A 17,741-nucleotide genomic window follows, 5' to 3' on the forward strand; every position below is an offset into this window, starting at 1 on the left:
GTGGGGTCGCTCCTCGGGGTGGGGGACGGGGTGGGGACGGGGGTGCGGATCGGCGGGCCGAACCGCATCCGGGTTCGCCTAATGAAAATGAATACCATTACAGTACTCTTCGAACGCGGCATCCCCTCCCGTACTGGAGCCCCCTATGCGTCACCCTGCCCGCCTCGGCATCGCCTCGACCATCGCACTCGCCACCCTCGGCCTCACCACCGTCGGCTGCTCGACGGCGGCACGCGACGGCTCCCGGGCGTCGGACACCGGGTCCACCACCGCGGCCTCCGTCACCAGCTGCGGCCGCGAGCTCTCCTTCGCCGAGCCGCCGCGGCGGACCGTCACCCTGGACCAGGCCTCCACCGAGACCCTGCTCGAACTGGGCCTCCAGGACCGGATGGCGGGAACGGCCAACCTCAAGACGAAGATCCCCGCGCGGTACGGGGCCGCGTACGCCAAGGTCCCCGTCATCGCCCCCAAGATCGCCACCGGCGAACAACTGCGCGCCGCCACCCCCGACTTCGTCGTCGCGGGCTCCGCGGACCTCTTCACCAAGGACCGCGCCGGCACCCGCGACGAACTGGCCGCCCTCAAGGTCCCCACCTTCGTCAGCGCCGTGGACTGCCCACGGCGGAACGCGGCGGACAAGACCCCCTTCGAACTGCTCTTCTCCGACTACGAGAACCTGGGCAAGGTCTTCGGCGCCGAGGAGAAGGCCCGGAAGCTCGTCGCCGACCAGCGCGCCGCGGTCGCGAAGGCGGGGGAGGCCGCCGCCAAGGCCCCCCGGGGCGAGGACCGGCCGACCGTCGTGTACCTCTACTCCGTCTTCAACGGCATGCCGTACGTGGCGGGCGGCACCGGCCTCCCCAGCGAGATGAGCCGCATAATCGGCGCGAAGAACGCCTTCGACGACGTGAAGGAGGACTGGCCGGAGGTCTCCTGGGAGCAGATAGCCGAACGCGACCCGGACTTCGTCGTCATCGGCGACCTCACCGAGCGCGGACGGCCGGGCGACAGCGCCTCCGAGAAGCGCGCCGCGCTGGCCGAGCACCCGGTCGTCTCCAAGCTGGCCGCCGTCCGGGACGACAGGATTCTTGAAGTGCCGGGCATCGAGCTGGACCCGTCCGTGCGCTCGGTCCACGCCCTGGGCTTGCTGGCCAAGGGCATGAAGGACCTCGGCCATGTACGCTGACCCGCTCGTCCGGAGGGTCACCCGGAGAGCCACCCGGACGCGGCAAGCCGTTCTCCCCCTCCTCGCCGTCGTCGCCCTCGCGGCCTCGGTCGCCGCGGCCGTGCGCATCGGCACCGCCGATATCGGATGGGCCGGCCTCGCCCGCGTCCTCGGTGCCCGCCTCGGTCTGGACGTGGAGCCGCCGCCCCCGCTGGTGGACTCCCTGATCTGGGACCTGCGGCTGCCGCGCGTACTGATGGCCGCCCTCGTCGGCGCCTCGCTCGCCGTGTGCGGCGCGGTGCTCCAGGCCGTCACCCGCAACGCGCTCGCCGACCCCTACCTGCTCGGCGTCTCCTCGGGCGCGTCGGCGGGAGCCGTCACCGTCGTCGTCCTCGGGGTGGGGGCGAGCGCGCTCGGCGTCACCGGCGGTGCGCTCACCGGCGCCCTGCTCGCCTTCGGGCTGCTGCTCCTGCTCCTGCGGCGCACCGGGCTGGACTCGGCCCGCATCGTCCTCACCGGCGTGGTCGTCGGCCAGCTCTTCACCGCGCTCGCCTCCCTCGTCCTGATGGCCTCGGCGGACGCGGACACCACCCGGGCCGTCACCCACTGGCTGCTGGGCTCGATGGCGCCGGCCCGCTGGGACACCGTCGCGGTCTGCGCGGTCGTCACCCCGCTGGGGCTGCTGGCCGCGTGGCTCTGCTCGAACGCCCTCGACGGGTTCGCGTTCGGCACCGACACCGCCGCGTCCCTCGGGATCGGCGTCCGGCACACGCGGACGCTGCTGCTCGTGGTCACGGCCGCGCTGACCGCGGTGGCGGTGGCCACCGTCGGCGCCATCGGTTTCGTCGGGCTGATCGTCCCCCACGGGGTGCGGTTCCTCGCCGGAGCGTCGCACCGGGTGCTGCTGCCGTACGCGGCGCTCACGGGTGCGGTGTTCCTGGTGTGGACGGACGCGCTGGCGCGGATCGCCTTCGCCCCGCGCGAGGTTCCCGTGGGCGTGATCACCGCGCTGCTCGGCGTGCCGCTCTTCCTCCTCGTCCTGCGCAGGAGGGGTGACCTGTGAGGATCACCGCCGAGGAGCTGAGCTGGTCGGTGGCGGGCACGCCCGTCGTACGCGGCGTCAGCGCGGACGTCGCCCCCGGTGAGACGGTCGGACTGATCGGCCCCAACGGCTCGGGCAAGTCCTCGCTCCTGCGCTGCCTGGCCGGCCTGCGGACCCCCGACGCGGGCGCGGTCCGCTACGACGGCGAGTCCGTACGCGGCTGGAGCGCGCGGCGGATCGCCCGCCATGTCGCCTTCGCGGCGCAGGACTCGGGCGCGGACAGCGACCTCAGGGTCGCCGACGTCGTGGGCCTGGGACGGACCCCGTTCCGGGACCGCTGGCGCGGACCCGACGCGACCGACCGGGCGGTGGTCGCGGCGGCGCTCGAACGCGTCGGACTGACCGCGCTCGCCGGCCGCCCGTGGAAGGCCCTGTCGGGCGGCGAACGGCAGCGCGCCCACATCGCCCGCGCGCTCGCCCAGCGACCGTACGCGCTCCTGCTCGACGAACCCACCAACCACCTCGACGTCAAACACCAGCTGGAACTGATGGAGCTGCTCACCGCCACCGACCGGACGGTCCTGGTCGCGCTGCACGACCTGTCGCTCGCCGCCCGGTACTGCGACCGGCTGCTGCTCCTGCACCACGGCCGCCTGATCGCCTCCGGCACCCCCGCCGCCGTTCTGACGGCCGAGCGGCTCGCCGAGGTGTTCGAGGTGGACGCCGAGCTCACGACGGATGGCCTGGGACACCCGGCGGTCGTCTACCGCGGGCCGCTCCGCACCACTCCCTCCACCACCCCCTCCACCGCTCCCGCATCCTGACCTCCCGTGAAAGGAACCCCCATGACCCCGACGACACCCCCGGCCCCTTCCCCCACCCTCACCACCGACGCGCTCCTCGAAGCCGTCCTCGCGGGCGAACACGGCCCGCTCCCCTCCGGACTCGTCACGACCAGCGTGTTCTGGATCCACCACGGCACCCGCCTCGCCGGCGGCGACACCACCTACCTCAACCAGTACGTCCTGGTCCGCCTCGGCGGCTCCTTCGGCGCCTGCGCCTTCGAGGCCGGCGAGATCGATCCGGCGGTCTGCCGCGACTCCTCCGGCACCCCGCTCGACGTCCTGCTGCGCGAGGCCCCGCGCCCGCTGCGGATCGCCGCCCTCGACGCCTACCTCGCCGAGACCCGCCCGCACCGCGTGGCCGCCGAGGCGGGCGACGCCGAGTCCGTCACCCTCCCCACCGGCACCCCGGAGGTCCGCGCGAAGGCCCGCGACGCGGCGATCGCCGGCCTCCTGGACATCGAGGAGGGCGCCCGGGTCGGCCTCATCGGCGTCGTCAACCCGCTGGTCGCGGCGATACGCGAGCGCGGCGGCCGGCCGCTGCCCTGCGACTTCAACCTCAAGGCCACCCAGTGGGGCGACCCCGTCACCGACGACATGCACGACGTGCTGGACCGCGCCGACGCCGTGATCGCCACCGGAATGACGCTCAGCAACGGCTCGTTCGACACCATCCTGGAACGCTGCCGGTCCCGGGGCGTCCCGCTGATCGTCTACGCGCAGACCGGCAGCGCCGTCGCCCGCGCCTTCCTCGCCTCGGGCGTGACAGCCCTGTCCGCGGAACCGTTCCCCTTCTCCCAGTTCAGCGCCGAGGAGACGGTCCTGTACCGCTACCGGCCGGCGGGCCGCGCGTGATGCCCGCCGGCACCGGGTACGCCCCCTGCCACCACGGCGAGATCCTCCAGGGTGTCTTCCTCGACGACGCCGGGCGCCGGTGCGCGGGCCTGGTCACCCTGCCGATGGCGGGGCCCGGCAGCCGCGCCGCGTTCGTCCCCCGGCCCGGTACGGCGCCCGGCACGCTCACCGTCGTACCCGCCGACCGTACGAAGGCCGCGCGCGCCGCGGTCCTCGCGGTCACCGAGTGCGCCCAGCGGACCGGCCGGCCGCCCTGCGGCGGGGAGTTGCGGATCACGTCCGACATACCGGTGGGCCTGGGCATGGGCAGTTCCACCGGCGACGTGATCGCCGCCGTACGGGCGGTCGCCGACGCGTACGGGACGCGGCTGGCCCCCGACGCGGTCGCCCGGCTGGCCGTGCGAGCGGAACTGGCCTGCGACCCCCTGATGCTGGACGGCCGCCCGGTGCTGTTCGCCCAGCGGGAGGGCCGGATCCTGGAGGTCCTCGGCCCGTCCCTGCCGCCGCTGGTCGTCGTGGGCTGCGCCCTCGGCGGGGGCGCGCCCGTGGACACCCTGTCCCTGCCCGTACGCCCGCCCGCCGAGGCCGACGCCGACGACGTACGGGCCTGCGAGCGGCTGCGCACCCGGCTGCGCCGGGCGGTGGCCACCGGCGACGCGCGGCTGCTCGGCCAGGTCGCCACCGCCAGCGCGCGGCGCGGCCAGCGGGTGCTCGGCCACCCCGAGTTCGACGCGCTGACCGCCGTCGCCCGCCGGGCCGGGGCCGTGGGCGTCCAGATCGCGCACAGCGGCGCCGTGGCGGGCGTCCTGTTCGACCCGGCCGCCCCGGGCCTGCGGTACAGGGTGCGCGGCTGCCTGCGCGCCCTGGACGTCCACGGCATCCCGGCCACCCGGACCTTCACCACCACTACCGCTACTCATGAGGAGTTCCTGGATGGACCAGCACATCGCGGAGTCGATCGGCAGGCCGGACCTGATACGCCTCGACGACCGGTTCGTCTGCCTGCGCTTTGAGACGATGAAGGTGGTCTCCGCCCTCGCCGCGGTACGCCACCTGCTCGACACCGGGGTCGTACGCCGCGGTGACACGCTGCTCGACAGCTCCAGCGGCATCTACGCGTACGCGCTCGCCCTGGCCTGCCACCGGCACGGCATGCGCTGCCACATCGTCGGCTCGACGACGGTGGACCACACCCTGCGGACCCAGCTCGCCGTGCTCGGGGCCCGGCTGGAGCGGATGGAACCGTGCAGCGACCTCAAGCTGGACCAGAAACGGCGGGTGGAGCGGATCCACGAGATCCTCGCCGAGCATCCCGAGTACCACTGGATGCGGCAGTACCACGACGACATCCACTACCTCGGCTACCGCGCGGTCGCCGACCGCGTCCGCGAGGCGACCGGCACGGAAGCGCTCACCGTGGTCGGCGGCGTCGGCTCGGGCGCCTCCACAGGCGCCCTGGCCCGCTACCTGCGCGCGGCCCCGGGCGGATCGGGCGACGTCGAGCTCGTGGGCGTCCAGCCGTACGGCAGCGTCACGTTCGGGGCCGAGCACGTCTCCGACCCCGAGATCATCATCGCCGGGATCGGCAGCTCCATCCCCTTCGGGAACGTCGCGCACGAGCTGTACGACACCCTGCACTGGATCTCCTTCGACGCGGCACTGTCCGGCAGCGTCGACCTGTTGAGCCGGCACGCGGTCTTCGCGGGCCTGTCGACCGGCGCCGCCTACCTCGCGGCCCGCCACGAACGCGAACGGGCTCCGGAACGGACGGCCCTCTTCATAGCCGCCGACACCGGCCACCGCTACGTCGACACGGTCTACGCCCGCCACCAGGAGGCCACCCCGATCGCGTCCCTCGCGCCCAGGGAGGTGGCGGACCAGAGCGAGCTGACGCTGCCGTGGTCGCGCATGCGCTGGAACCGGGCGCCGGCGACGGTTCTGGCCGGAGGCTGACGGGCGGGTTCCCTGGGCGGCAGGCGGGCATGCGGGGTTGGGGTGGTCATAGCCACCGCCCCAGGGGACCAGCCCCGCAGGCGCGGGGACCACGACGACCCTCAAGGGCAACCCCGCCTTCGAACGGGGACCACCCCCGCAGGCGCGGGGAGCACAAGACGGCCGACGCGCCAGCCGACGCGATCCAGGGACCACCCCCGCAGGCGCGGGGACCACCGCCCGCATGGCCAAGCGCAGATCGTCCACCCGGGACCACCCCCGCAGGCGCGGGGACCACGTCGAAGTCCTCAAGGCTCCCCGGCCCGGCGTGGGACCACCCCCGCAGGCGCGGGGACCACTCCGGTCCGTTCCTCCGGTCCGTTCCTCCGGCCGCTCCCCCGGGTGGGACCACCCCCGCAGGCGCGGGGACCACAGCCGGTTGTACCAGCCGTCCAGGTAGCGGCCGGGACCACCCCCGCAGGCGCGGGGACCACGAAGCGATTCCACGGAAGGCAGGGGCGAGGGCGGGACCACCCCCGCAGGCCCGGGGACCACCACTCACCGCTTCGATCTGGAGACCGCGCTCCGGGACCACCCCCGCAGGCGCGGGGACCACACGCAGTCGGCTTAAACCCGATCAAAGTGCGCGGGACCACCCCCGTAGGCGCGGGGACCACAAACGTACGCAAGAGCACCAAAAACCCGCTGAGGGACCCCCCGCAGGCGCGGGGACCACACGATCGGGCTGGTCCGCTGCGGGCGGATCTGGGGGACCACCCCCGCAGGCGCGGGGACCACAGGGCATCCCAGATTCCGCGACCGGGACCGCGGGGACCACCCCCGCAGGCGCGGGGACCACTAACTCGACTTGACCCAGATTCGTTTGGTCGGGGGACCACCCCCGCAGGCGCGGGGACCACGTGGAGCTGGACGCCGGCCTGCTGCCCAGCCCGGGACCACCCCCGCAGGCGCGGGGACCACGCGAGATGACAGCTCTGGCAAAGGGCGCGCAGGGGACCACCCCCGCAGGCGCGGGGACCACCGGTTCGGTGGTCATCGGGTGGTCGCCGAATCGGGACCACCCCCGCAGGCGCGGGGACCACCTGGCCCCCCCGGGCGGACGGGACGAAGCGCCGGGGACTACCCCCGCAGGCGCGGGGACCACCACGTGACGACCCCGGCGTACCCCGCCCGGGACCACCCCCGCAGGCGCGGGGACCACACTCCCTTCGCATTCTTGTTCTCCAGCACCAGGGGACCATCCCCGCAGGCGCGGGGACCACTCGCGACTCCCGCTCGGCGCGCCGTTGTTCGCGGGACCACCCCCGCAGGCGCGGGGACCACGCGCGGGCCGCGAGGGACCGCGCGGAGGAGTAGGGACCACCCCCGCAGGCGCGGGGACCACGTGACCCAGAGTCTGAGGGCGGGTCGGTCCACGGGACCACCCCCGCAGGCGCGGGGACCACGGCAAGGAAGTCGGCCCCGCCCGGACGGCCCGGGGACCACCCCCGCAGGCGCGGGGACCACGTTGCGAACTACTCAACCACAGTGTCAATGCAGGGACCACCCCCGCAGGCGCGGGGACCACGCAATCGGGGTACCGCAGTGGCACCGGGGGCCGGGACCACCCCCGCAGGCGCGGGGACCACACGTCGACCTCGGTCTCGTAGCGCGCGGTGCGGGGACCACCCCCGCAGGCGCGGGGACCACACGTCGACCTCGGTCTCGTAGCGCGCGGTGCGGGGACCACCCCCGCAGGCGCGGGGACCACTCGATCTCGTAGGGGAAGTTGGCCGGCAGCGCGGGACCACCCCCGCAGGCGCGGGGACCACCAAGCCCCGCAACACGACGACCGCAGAACGGAGGGACCACCCCCGCAGGCGCGGGGACCACAGGCCGTGAGCTGGGCTTTCATGCGGTCAGGGAGCGGAATTTGATTACTTCTCGAGACACGGACATAGCGCCCTTCGGGATCTTGGCATCAGCAGAGAGCCCATGGGGTGGTGGTCCCACTACCGGCCTCCGAAGCGTCGTCGCCTTGCCGCCTTGCTCCAGCCTTGGAGTGGCGGGCCCGGTGGGTTGCTCTCGGCTGTAGGGGGCGCCTGTGGGCAGGGGCGGCGGAGGAGGACGAGGCCTTCGTGGTCCTTGGGGTGCCAGGCGTGTTCGTGGGTGGCGAAGGCGAAGCCCTGTTCGTTGTTGGTCTGGTAGGCGAGCAGGGCCCGGCCCTTGCCGCGGTACTGGCGGACCTCTTCCCAGAGGATGTCGCGTACGCGCGTGGTGGGCGCGCCCAGGAAGACGCCGGGAGAGATCTCCAGGAGCCAGCGGGTGAGGAATCCGCGTAGCCCTGCGGGACAGTTGGCGAGGACGATGACGGTCACCAGATGGGGTCCTCCCAGGTGCTGCCCTCGATCGGGGCATGGGCATGGTTGCGTCCGCTTTCCAGGAGCCGACCGCCGTCCGATTGGAGGCTCACCCGGTCGGTCACGTCGTCTGTTTCCTGTATCTGTGGAGTGTGGTGTGCGAGGAGGAGGTCCTTGATGTCTCGCACGCAGCGGTCGAGCAGACCGCCTGCGTTGATGCGGTCCCGGAGGGCGCGACGGGTACGGGTCGCGACGTCTTCTTCACCTTCGGCGGCTGCGTCGAAGGCGGCCGGAATGCCGATCTCGGCCTTGTAAAGGTCGGCGATGTCCAGGACGAAGGAGCGTTCGTGTCCGGAGTGCACGAAGCCCAGTCCAGCTGCGCAGCCGAGTGCCGCCACTACGGTGTGGGCGATTCCGTACATGCATTGGGCGGCTGCGGTGACGGCCTGGTTCGCGGGGTCGCCGGCGGCGAAATCGCCGTGGTGGTAGTCGCGTCGACGCCAGGGGACTCCGGTGCGGGCCGACTCGCGGTGGTAGCACTCTTTGACCCGCCGGCCCTCCATGTTGAGTAGCTGCTGTCGTGTGCGGGTGGAGGGGTCGTCGTCCGGGAAGCGCAGCCGGTACATGGCGCGTGCGACATCGAGGCGGGTGCGGCGGTTGGCCCAGGCCGTGGCCTGTGCTTCCAGGAGGTGGGAGGAGCGCGTGAGGGCTCGGCCGCCCGCGTAGAAGCGGACGCCGTGCTCACCGACCCAGACCACGCCGGCCCCGCATTCCCCGAGGACGGACATGGCTTGGTGGGTGATGCGGGTGCCGGGGCCCAGGAGAAGTGCCCCGATGGTCGCGGAGGGAATGTGGGTGACGCCGTCCGCGTCCGTGGCCGTGATCGCGTTGTCCTCGCGGTGGATCGTGCAGCGTTCCAGGTAGACGAAGGAGATACGGTCGCCGACCCGGGTGAGTTCGCGGGGTGTGGAGGTGCTGCGCCGGCCGACCGTGGTCATGAGGTCTGGAGGGGGGCGAGGGTCATGAGGCCACAGCCGTAGGCCTTGGATTTGCCCAGCCCGTGGGTGAGGGTGTGGCGGAAGGCTTCGACGTCGGTGACGCGCAGGCGGCCGTCGAAGGTGACCCGGGTGAACCGGACCTGGTGGCGGGCGGCGGCCGCCGCGTCGCTCTTGCGGAACTGCAGGGGCAACCGGTTGTGCACGACGACTTCGTGGTCGTGGCCCTGATCGGTCAGCCGGCGTTCGGCGGGGGTGCGTACGACTTCGAAGCCGGCGCGCGTCTGCCGTTGGAGCAGCCAGCCGATCTGGTGGTGCGGAGTGACGTGTGCTGCTCGTTTCGTCGGGGTGTCCTTGGAATCCACGGGTCGGCGGATGTAGTGCACGGGGTTGGCGGTGAGCCGGAAGCCCCAGGAGCTGCCCGGGGTGAGGCGGTCGAGGAACTCGTCGTAGGCGAAGGTGGCCCATCCGGGTTGTTCCAGGCCGGGCCAGCCCGCTTCCTCGACGAGGTGGGTCAGATCGGGGCGGCCGGGACTGACGATGAACAGATCGGCGCGGCCGGTAGCGGTGGGATCCACGCGCCACAGCACGCGGGGCTCGTTACTGTCGCGAGGCAGCGGGTCGGGGAAGGCCATGTTCACGGCGCCGTGCATGAAGTTCGGTGATCCGAGCAGCCGGCGTGCTCCGGCACGTGCGGTGTTGATGCGGAAGCGGGTCAGGTACATCAGCTGGTCCTCGGGCTGGTTTCCGCCGTACCGGCGTTCGCGGGCGGGGCGAGAGGGCGGAGCCCGGTGGTCGGGTCGTGCGGCGCCGGTACGGTCCTCGGCGGGAGCGCTGGTATGTCGACGGAGTCGGTGACGATGCCGCGCAGCTCGTACTGCCTGTGTCGTGGGTCGAAGCTCACCGGGGTGTCGCGGAGCGACAGATACGGGACGTCGACCGGGGGGCAGTCGATCAGAAGGTCCAGAGGTGGTGGAGCGTCCGGGATGCGGTCGTTCCCCGTGGCGCGCTCTACGCGCCGCCGATACCAGCGGGATGCCTGCCAGGGCGCGGTGCGCAGGGCCTCTTCGAGGGTGGTGTCCGGCAGCGGCGGGCTCAGATCGAGGGGGGCCGAGGGAGGGCATGAACGTCGGCCGAGGTAGGGCAGGAAGCGCGGGGCGCGCACGGCCGTGTACAGGCGTTGCAGCAGCGCCTTCTCTCCCTCGACGCCGGCCACGAACACGGCGTCGGCGAGGTAGAACCGTTCGGACAGCGGCATGGGCTTGCCGGAGTCGGCGTGGTGGGCGGTGTGAAAGTCCCGCAGGCGGGAGCCGGGCTGATCGATCCGTACGCCGAACCGCAACGCGGTCAGGTCGGAGAGATCGGCGTCGCGAGGGCGGCCCTCGGCGGCGGCGAGCAGGCCGAGGACGCCGCTCTTGGTGGGCGCGTTCTCGGTGCTGCGGCGGGCGAAGCGGGCAGTCGAGCCCCAGGCCTGGAGAGGGCCGGCGAGCCGCAACAGCAGCACCGTCATGCGCCTACTCCGGGTGCCAGTCGCTGTGCCACCGCCGCGCGGACTTCCCGCAACAGAACGTCCAGAGAGACGGGCCGGCCCAGGGACGCGAGTTCCTCGGTCTCGTTGCCGACACGGAAGACCCAGGTGTGGTCGGGCGTCTTGATTCCGTACTGCCTCTCCAAGTCCTGTACGTATTCGGCGAGTCGGATGCAGCTCTCGCGCAGATATCCGCCGCCCGCTCCCTGGGGAACCGGCTCCTCGAACGCGCCGACGAAGCTCACCGGTCGACGGTCCCGGAGCTTCACGATCACGGCGGAGGGCAGGGTGTGGTTGCCGAAAGTATTGATCTTCCCGGTCGGCAGCGAGGTGATGAACGCCTCCAGGAACGCGGCGACCGCCCTCTCGACCGGAGTGCTCGGCGCTTCGTCACCTCGCATTCCGAGGCCGAGATTGCGCGCCAACTCGTCGACGTCCACGGCTGCGTAGCGGTAGAGCGTGGCAGAATTGAAGTCGACGGTGCCGATCATGCCGGCGCCGGACTCATCCTCATTGCTGAGGTCGTCCACCGCGGTGTAATAGTCGGACTCGATGTCCGACTTGTGCACGCTGATGGCGTGGGCCACCTGCGTGGCGGCCTCCACGTTGAGGTCGGCGGAGTCGGCGACCATGCGCCCGAAGAGCGCGATGTCCACCGAATGACGGGAGTCCACCGCCTGCCGGGCCAGGGCCTTGTTCTCCTTGACCTTGAGGTGATCGGTGAGCGTCTTGACGTCCCCGTCGGATCCGCTGCCCTCGATCGCCACATCGGCGAGAGCGTCCAGCTGCCGCCTGCTCAGGAACATCAGGTACGGGGACACAGGCGCGGCGGAGGTTTCCTCTCCGTCCTTCGCCTTCCGCTTTGGAGGATCGATCTTGCCGCCGGTTGCCGCTCTCAGTGTCTCGGTGGCCAGCTGGACGGCGACCGCTTCACGGGACTTGTCCTTGGCGATGATGTGTTTGGCCAGTGCTTCGGCGACCTTCTTCGTCCGGACGCCGAGCTCCTCGGGAGGCAACAGCTCATTGAACGCCCTCCGGGTGGCACGCTTCCACGCCTGGCTCGACACCCGCGCCCGGCGGACTCCGCCGTAGTACGCCGACTTCGGTGTTCCTGTGTCGTCACGATTGAGGTTGCTGGGTGGCACTACGTGAAGGATATGGACATCGAGGATGGTGCGGGTCACGGTAATTCCGTTCTCCTTGGCCGGCGTATTCACGTCTCGGCGTGCGTCATTCGTCAGTGTGTTCCGTTGCTGAGTCGGGGGTCGGTGGTGGAGAGGCGGACTCGCTCTCCTCATCCGCCGATGCGGTCGCTCCGTACGGGCGGTGGAAGTCGCGACCCCAGGCACGCCTGACATCGGCCTGGCGCTCCTCGTGCTGCCAGCGTTCGAGCTGGTCGGCGAGCAGCCCGTAGTCCAGGGGGATGCGCGCGTTGCGCAGCAGCAGCACCATCTCGCGCAGCCGGCGGCCCAGCGTGTCGATGTCGGACGAGGCGCCCAGGCGGACGAAGCGTTTGCGAATGGTGGGGCTGACGTTCTCGACCGCTCCGGGCTTTCCGTCCGTCCGGGTGCGGTCGTCAGGGGCCCCGCCGCCCGTGTCGGTCGTCTCGTTCTTCTCGTGGGCCAGCCGGCGTACGGCGTGGCCCAGGGACCAGCCGCGGACGTGCATCGCCTCGTCGCGCAGTGACTGCTGGTGCAGCGCCCAGAGGGTCACGGCCAAGTGAACCGCCCGGTCCTCGCGTGCCTCACGCCGTTCGTATTCACGCCGAGCCCGTGGGACCAGGTATCGGGCGCTGTCGTCGCTCCCCTCGGGCTGCTCTCTCCGGAGCTCGGTGAGCGCTTCCAGATCATCGAGGCCCCAACTGGTGGGTGAGGCATGGGGCTCGCGGCCGGCCTCACGTCGTAGCCGCGCCACGGCGGCCACAGCCGCCGGATTGTCCTTCCGGTAGCCGCTCTGAAGCCGGGCGACGGTGCGCAGTGTCGCCTCTTCGGCGAGGGAAAGAGGATGCCGCTCGGCGTGCCGGTCGGCGTGCCGGTCGGCACCGGCCGCCTGCCAGGTCGTACTCATGACGTGCTCTCCGTACGTTCGTCGTGGAAGGATGGCGGGCCGGCCTGATGGGGGAGCGGGGTCGTGGATGGTCCCCGGCCTTCCGGTGGGCCGAGGACCTTGAGGAGCCGCACGCGGAAGAGCTGTTCGGCGCGACCTGCGTCCATCAGCCGGGTGCCGACGCCGGGGATGTCGATCAGCCGGCCCTCGTCGGCGGCGGGACCGGTCGAGTCGAGCAGCTGCCGGCCGAGCCGGAGCATGTGGCGGCGGACGGTGGTCCTCCACTCCCGGCGCGCCGCTTGCATGTCGGGGAAGGCCAGCAAGTCCTTCAGCCAGGCCCGGTACGGTCCGTCCAGCGTTCCGAAGCCCAGGTCCCGGGCCGCCGTGACGGGGGCTGTCGGATCCGTACCGGCAGCACGGGACAGATTGCCGGCTAGGTGGCCCAGTGCTGTGACGGCGTTCTCCGCGTCGCTGACGGCGTCGACCGCGGCCGCGCCGAAGACCGGGTTCTTCTCGTGGAGAGTGACCACGGGCAGTACCACGGAGTCGTCCACGATCTCGTCCACCACGGACTGTTGGGTGCCGTACACCGCACCGACCTGACGTAGCCGGACCAGTGTGCCCGGGTCGATCTCGCTTGCTGTGATCACCTGGGTGAACCAGCGGGCGATGCCGGACCGCAGCACGCGGGCCGGCCCACCGCGCTCTCCTGCATCCGACGGCTGCTGACGGGCCGGGAGAAGCGATTCGAGCCCCCGCCAGGCCGCCCTGCTCGGATCGTGCCGCAGCGGCGTATAGACGGGAGTCCGGCCTTGCTTCTTCTCCTGGGCCTCGTTGCGCCGCCAGCTCGACATCGGTTCGACTTTCCACGGGGCGGCGAGAGTGACGGGGTCCCCGTACCCGAGGACCACTCCGGTCACGACACCGCCGTCCGCGTGCAACCGGATACGGCGCGACTGCCAGGTGTACAGGTCGCGCAACCCCGCGGGACGCGCCTGACCGTCGATGCCCTTGCGCTCCCCGGGCCCGAGCGGCTCAGGGCGCCGCCAAACCGGCACGTCCTCTTCTGCCCGGCCGCCGGACCCCGCTTCCGACTCCTCCAGCGCGATGAGGTTGAGCAGCAAGGTCTCCCGGAGGGTAGCCCCTTCGGCGAACACTCCGCCGAGATGGCCCAGCGAGCCCACCCCCAGCGGATAGACCTTCCCCGCCTTGCCCCGCTCGTCACCCACCATCGCGGACTTGATGCCCGAGGTGTCGAAGGCATGGGCGTGCACGAGCCACCGGGCGGCCTCCGCGTACGACAGCGTGTCGACACCCGGACGGCGCATGGTGAAAAAGGACTCGCCCACAGGGACGTCTGCGACGATCCGGCTGAGCGGCGCGACCTCGTTCTTCGCGGTATGCAGCCCGGCGATCTGGTAGAACGGGTGCTCGAGATCGAACAGGTCGAAGCGGCCGTGATGACGGGCGAGATACTCCGGCACGGCGGCGAACGGATCCGCCGACAGCCACAGGTCCTCCCAGTCCTCCACGTCCGCGGGCCCGTCCAGTGCGTCGTAGAGGACGGCGAGCAACAGCCTCAGCAGGGCAATCTCCTGCGTCGGTACGTCTCCCACCAGCCGGCGCAGGGAATTCGCCTGCGCGAAGAGGCCGAGCAGGGAAACGTGCGCGATGGTCCCGTCCGTGCGCTGTACGGGCAGCCACGGCTCGTCGGCCAGGTTGAAGGAGGGCGGCCCCGATGCCGCATGAGGCTGCTGCTCGGTCACCCCGCTCACCACATCCGCCTCCGCACGCCCTTCGCGTACCGGACCAAGCCGCTCGCCATCCGACTGGACCGGCTGCTCGCCGTGCTCATTGCGTCTCTTCTCCCCTCCCGTGCGCCCGTCACCGGGCCTCACGGCCCGCCCGGTTGCGCCGCCCGTGGTCGCCGGCGCCTCGGAAGAGGCCACCCGGAGTCCGTCCGCGCGGCTGTAGGTGAGAACGAAGCCTGCCAGACGGGTCTGACAATCCGGGTCGAGAACGAGAAACAACTCCCCGGCCAGCCAAGGACATTCTTTGACCTGCCAAGCAGGGACCAGGAACTGCTCCAGCTCTGCGATGGTCCGGTTGATCATCCATGGCGTACTGAACCGCCCTGGCAGAGTGAGCGCGCTGGCCGCCACTGCCTTGCAAGCGCGCCGGCTCGGCACGAAGTCGACCGGCAACTCCAAACCGCCCCGTTCACCTTCGGCGTCGTCGTCCAGCCACGGCACGGTCGTCAGTCGTCCATCGGCCTGGCGTTGGGCGACCAGGACCTCCAGCGTCTCCGCACTGTCCCGAACCTGGGCCCGCCCCGCAGGACTGTCGTCCACGTCACCGGCTGCCGCCTCGAGCCACCCGTACAGTGGCCGGCCGGCCCGCCCGGCCGAGCCGAGGAGAAAGGTCCCGGCGTTCTCCAGTTTCTCGGAAATGAGCTTCCGATGAGCGGCGTGCGCTTCGTCGAGTTGTTGCGCCCATTGCGCAGGTCCGACCCGCTCGTCACCGTAGACAGCCTGTACCAGCGGGCTGATGCGACCCGGCAGCTCCAGCGCTTCGCCGTCCAAATGGGGACCGAGCACGGCCAGCGAGCGCAGCAGGGTGTACTCACTGCGATAGACGGCGCGTGTCCCGTCCACCGGGCGCGGAGGACTGGCCTTCCAGTCCACGCCTGTGATGAGGCAACGTGTCTGCGCCAAGCGCGACGGCCGACGCCGGGCATGCCGATGCAGACGGCCCATCCGCTGCAGCACCAGGTCCACAGGAGCCAGGTCCGTGACCAGAAGATCGAAATCCACGTCGAGTGACTGTTCTGCCACTTGGCTGGCCACGACCACATGTCGAAGAGGACGCTGCTGATCGTCCGGGCCGAACATGCGCAGCAAGTCGGCGTCCCGGGCTGCCCGGTCCGCCGCGAGGAAGCGGGAGTGGGCCACGGTGACCGCCCCGTCCCCCAGCCGGTCCCGCAGTATGGCGGCGGTCTCCAGCACCCGATCCACGGTGTTCCGTACGATCAAAGCGCAACCGCCCTCGGACAGTTCGCTCTCCAGGCGATCCGCCAGTGATGGCAGATCGTCGTCCATGCGTTCCAGGGCCACCTCGTTTTGTCGTCCGGTGGCTGCGCGAGGGCGTGCGGTCAGCGCGGGGAGACCAGGAGACGCGGCGGTGATCAGTGGATACGCTTCGGGGTCTGCCTCCACCCCTTCGCCCGACGCCCCCGTGTAAGCGGTCACCAGTGTCCGCCTGCGATCCGAGGGCAGTGTCGCTGACAGGAGGACGACCGGTACCCGGTACTCAGCCAGCCACTCGAGCACGCGATCCAGATAGCGCCCCATGTACGCGTCGTAGGCGTGCGCTTCGTCGATGATCACGACCTTGCCCGCTACCGCCAGGTGCCTCAACACCAGATGCCGGCTCTTCAGTCCGGCGAACAACACCTGGTCGATGGTCCCCACCGCGAACGAGGCCAGCAACTGCTTCTTACGCCCCCGCAACCACTGATGCGCATGGAATCCGGCAGGCTTGGCATACCGCACACCACTGGGCTCCCGCCCATCGGGATCAACGGCGACGATCGCCCGTCGACCCTGCCGCAGGAGCCCCGACCACAGGTCGTTGAGCGCAGCCTTGGCGTGGGCGAGTACGACGGAACGCCGCCCGTCGTCACCCTCGCCACCATCCGGGAGGCAGGCCATCCATTCCAGTAGCCGGGGGAACATGGCGTCCCCTGTCGCACGCGTGGGCAATGCCATGAGCAGCCCGGCGGCACCGGATCGTGACGCCAGGATCTCCGCCGCGGCGAGTGCCGCCTCGGTCTTTCCTTCACCCATGGGAGCTTCGATCACCAGCAGGCCGGGCACCGGCATCTCCCGCGCCATCCGGACAGCCTCGGCCTGAACCGGCCGGATGGTCGCTCCCTTCAGGCGGGCGAACCGTAGCCTAAGCAATTCGTCGGCCGATTCCACAGGTTCGCTCGGCGCCCAGGGCCGCGGTAGGTCCAGTCCGGCCCAGGCAGCGGCCAGCCGACGCCGTTCACCGACCGGGCCGGCAGGCTGCCAGGTCTCCGGGTCATAGGGAAACAACTCGGGCGAACTGGCGATCCAGTCGGCGAGGATTACGACCGCCGTGAGTACCACCTGCGCCGGCTGCGGCAGCCGCACCTCACTCCATTCCGGCAGCCGGTCCATCACCTTCGCCGACGCAGCACAGCCGTCCATGAACTCAAACTGGACGCTGCGCCATAGGGCTTCGCTCGACCCGGGGTGCCGCATCAGGTGCGGCCGGAGCCGGAGGTCGTGGATCTGCTGGTGGTCGGGGAACGTCCCATGGTGACCACCCACTACAACGGCGAACTGCCCCGACACCCGACCGCGCAGTCCGAACCGTTCCTCCAGCCACTCCTGCAGCAGCAACTGCCCGGCGAGACCGTGGGGAGCGATCCGACGGTCCTGCCCGTACGTACTGGCGAGAGGCATGTCGAGGCCGGCGTCACGCATCGAGAGCGCCAGAGGCTCGAACTGACACGCGAAGGCCGGTGTCGCTTTGCCGACGTCATGAGCAGCCGCCAGAAACCGGATGAGCTTGTACGCGTCGGAAGCTCCTCCGGGGAGGACCTCGGCCACCAACTCCTGGATGGAGCGGGGTACCCACTGCTCCCACAGCCGGCCTGCCACGGCCCCGGTGTCCGCCAGGTGCCGCCACAGGGGGAGCCAGCCGCCCGTTGCGAGATCGGACTTTGCCCAGGCTGACCTCGCGGCATCTGACAACCGGCCGAAGGGGGTTCCGGAGTCCGGGGAATCCGCATCCACGGGTGCTTCGGGCATGACTCCCACTTCCTGGGGGGGGGGGGGGGGGGGGGGCAGAGGGGGGGGGGGGAGGGGGGGGGGGGGGGGGGGCGCCACACCAGGGTGGGGGGGAGAGGGGGGGGGGGGGGGGGGGTCCCACGCTCGGGGGGCGGTGGTGGC

At 71.3% G+C, this 17,741-nt stretch carries 13 protein-coding genes and 1 CRISPR repeat array; of the genes, 6 read left to right on the forward strand and 7 right to left on the reverse strand.

Annotated features, from left to right (window positions below; genetic code table 11):
- The first annotated feature begins 145 nt into the window (after positions 1–145).
- The 6 genes from AC07BS_RS23735 to AC07BS_RS23760 are packed head-to-tail and all read left to right on the forward strand — an operon-like array spanning position 146 to position 5,854.
- Positions 146–1,183, forward strand: a complete 1,038-nt coding sequence (locus tag AC07BS_RS23735) for an ABC transporter substrate-binding protein (RefSeq protein WP_478934321.1) — start codon at positions 146–148, stop codon at positions 1,181–1,183.
- Positions 1,173–2,225, forward strand: a complete 1,053-nt coding sequence (locus AC07BS_RS23740) for a FecCD family ABC transporter permease (RefSeq protein WP_478934323.1) — start codon at positions 1,173–1,175, stop codon at positions 2,223–2,225. The genes AC07BS_RS23735 and AC07BS_RS23740 overlap by 11 nt, the downstream gene beginning before the upstream one ends.
- Positions 2,222–3,028, forward strand: a complete 807-nt coding sequence (locus tag AC07BS_RS23745) for an ABC transporter ATP-binding protein (protein ID WP_478934325.1) — start codon at positions 2,222–2,224, stop codon at positions 3,026–3,028. The genes AC07BS_RS23740 and AC07BS_RS23745 overlap by 4 nt, the downstream gene beginning before the upstream one ends.
- A 21-nt stretch (positions 3,029–3,049) precedes the next feature.
- On the forward strand, positions 3,050–3,901 hold the full coding sequence (locus tag AC07BS_RS23750; RefSeq protein ID WP_478934327.1) for a Rossmann-like domain-containing protein: 852 nt from the start codon (positions 3,050–3,052) through the stop codon (positions 3,899–3,901).
- The gene (locus tag AC07BS_RS23755) at positions 3,901–4,914 is read left to right on the forward strand and encodes a GHMP family kinase ATP-binding protein (RefSeq protein ID WP_478934329.1); all 1,014 of its coding nucleotides are present in this window, start codon (positions 3,901–3,903) and stop codon (positions 4,912–4,914) included. The genes AC07BS_RS23750 and AC07BS_RS23755 overlap by 1 nt, the downstream gene beginning before the upstream one ends.
- Complete coding sequence (locus AC07BS_RS23760) at positions 4,835–5,854, forward strand: pyridoxal-phosphate dependent enzyme (RefSeq protein ID WP_478934331.1); 1,020 nt, start codon at positions 4,835–4,837, stop codon at positions 5,852–5,854. Before AC07BS_RS23755 ends, AC07BS_RS23760 begins: the two co-directional genes overlap by 80 nt.
- A gap of 64 nt (positions 5,855–5,918) precedes the next feature.
- Positions 5,919–7,726: direct repeats of the CRISPR family, unit length 29 nt; unit sequence GGGACCACCCCCGCAGGCGCGGGGACCAC.
- 119 nt (positions 7,727–7,845) lie between these two features.
- Here AC07BS_RS23760 and cas2e read toward each other — a convergent pair.
- From cas2e to casA, 7 genes are read right to left on the reverse strand one after another with little or no spacing between them, the layout of a single operon-like run.
- A complete protein-coding gene (gene cas2e, locus AC07BS_RS23765) occupies positions 7,846–8,211 on the reverse strand; it encodes a type I-E CRISPR-associated endoribonuclease Cas2e (protein WP_478934333.1) in 366 nt (121 codons plus the stop codon).
- Positions 8,208–9,191 carry a type I-E CRISPR-associated endonuclease Cas1e gene (gene cas1e / locus AC07BS_RS23770; protein WP_478934335.1) on the reverse strand — a complete coding sequence of 328 codons (984 nt, stop codon included), beginning with the start codon at positions 9,189–9,191 and terminating at the stop codon, positions 8,208–8,210. Before cas1e ends, cas2e begins: the two co-directional genes overlap by 4 nt.
- On the reverse strand, positions 9,188–9,913 hold the full coding sequence (cas6e, locus tag AC07BS_RS23775) for a type I-E CRISPR-associated protein Cas6/Cse3/CasE (RefSeq protein ID WP_478934337.1): 726 nt from the start codon (positions 9,911–9,913) through the stop codon (positions 9,188–9,190). Before cas6e ends, cas1e begins: the two co-directional genes overlap by 4 nt.
- Complete coding sequence (cas5e, locus tag AC07BS_RS23780; protein ID WP_478934339.1) at positions 9,913–10,698, reverse strand: type I-E CRISPR-associated protein Cas5/CasD; 786 nt, start codon at positions 10,696–10,698, stop codon at positions 9,913–9,915. The genes cas6e and cas5e overlap by 1 nt, the downstream gene beginning before the upstream one ends.
- Entirely contained in the window at positions 10,695–11,900 is a 1,206-nt protein-coding gene (cas7e, locus tag AC07BS_RS23785) for a type I-E CRISPR-associated protein Cas7/Cse4/CasC (protein WP_478934341.1), read from the reverse strand. Before cas7e ends, cas5e begins: the two co-directional genes overlap by 4 nt.
- A gap of 46 nt (positions 11,901–11,946) precedes the next feature.
- Complete coding sequence (casB, locus tag AC07BS_RS23790) at positions 11,947–12,783, reverse strand: type I-E CRISPR-associated protein Cse2/CasB (protein WP_478934343.1); 837 nt, start codon at positions 12,781–12,783, stop codon at positions 11,947–11,949.
- Complete coding sequence (casA, locus tag AC07BS_RS23795; RefSeq protein WP_478934345.1) at positions 12,780–17,600, reverse strand: type I-E CRISPR-associated protein Cse1/CasA; 4,821 nt, start codon at positions 17,598–17,600, stop codon at positions 12,780–12,782. Before casA ends, casB begins: the two co-directional genes overlap by 4 nt.
- Positions 17,601–17,741: the final 141 nt, after the last annotated feature.

This window comes from Streptomyces sp. NPDC044063 (assembly GCF_056434285.1).

Excerpts from the sequence above, each read along its gene's own strand:
- AC07BS_RS23735 (WP_478934321.1), top strand. The coding sequence starts at position 146 with ATGCGTCACCCTGCCCGCCTCGGCATCGCCTCGACCATCGCACTCGCC.
- cas5e (WP_478934339.1), bottom strand. The coding sequence starts at position 10,698 with ATGACGGTGCTGCTGTTGCGGCTCGCCGGCCCTCTCCAGGCCTGGGGC.
- cas6e (WP_478934337.1), bottom strand. The coding sequence starts at position 9,913 with ATGTACCTGACCCGCTTCCGCATCAACACCGCACGTGCCGGAGCACGC.
- casA (WP_478934345.1), bottom strand. The coding sequence starts at position 17,600 with ATGCCCGAAGCACCCGTGGATGCGGATTCCCCGGACTCCGGAACCCCC.
- casB (WP_478934343.1), bottom strand. The coding sequence starts at position 12,783 with ATGAGTACGACCTGGCAGGCGGCCGGTGCCGACCGGCACGCCGACCGG.
- AC07BS_RS23760 (WP_478934331.1), top strand. The coding sequence starts at position 4,835 with ATGGACCAGCACATCGCGGAGTCGATCGGCAGGCCGGACCTGATACGC.
- AC07BS_RS23750 (WP_478934327.1), top strand. The coding sequence starts at position 3,050 with ATGACCCCGACGACACCCCCGGCCCCTTCCCCCACCCTCACCACCGAC.
- AC07BS_RS23755 (WP_478934329.1), top strand. The coding sequence starts at position 3,901 with ATGCCCGCCGGCACCGGGTACGCCCCCTGCCACCACGGCGAGATCCTC.
- cas1e (WP_478934335.1), bottom strand. The coding sequence starts at position 9,191 with ATGACCACGGTCGGCCGGCGCAGCACCTCCACACCCCGCGAACTCACC.
- AC07BS_RS23740 (WP_478934323.1), top strand. The coding sequence starts at position 1,173 with ATGTACGCTGACCCGCTCGTCCGGAGGGTCACCCGGAGAGCCACCCGG.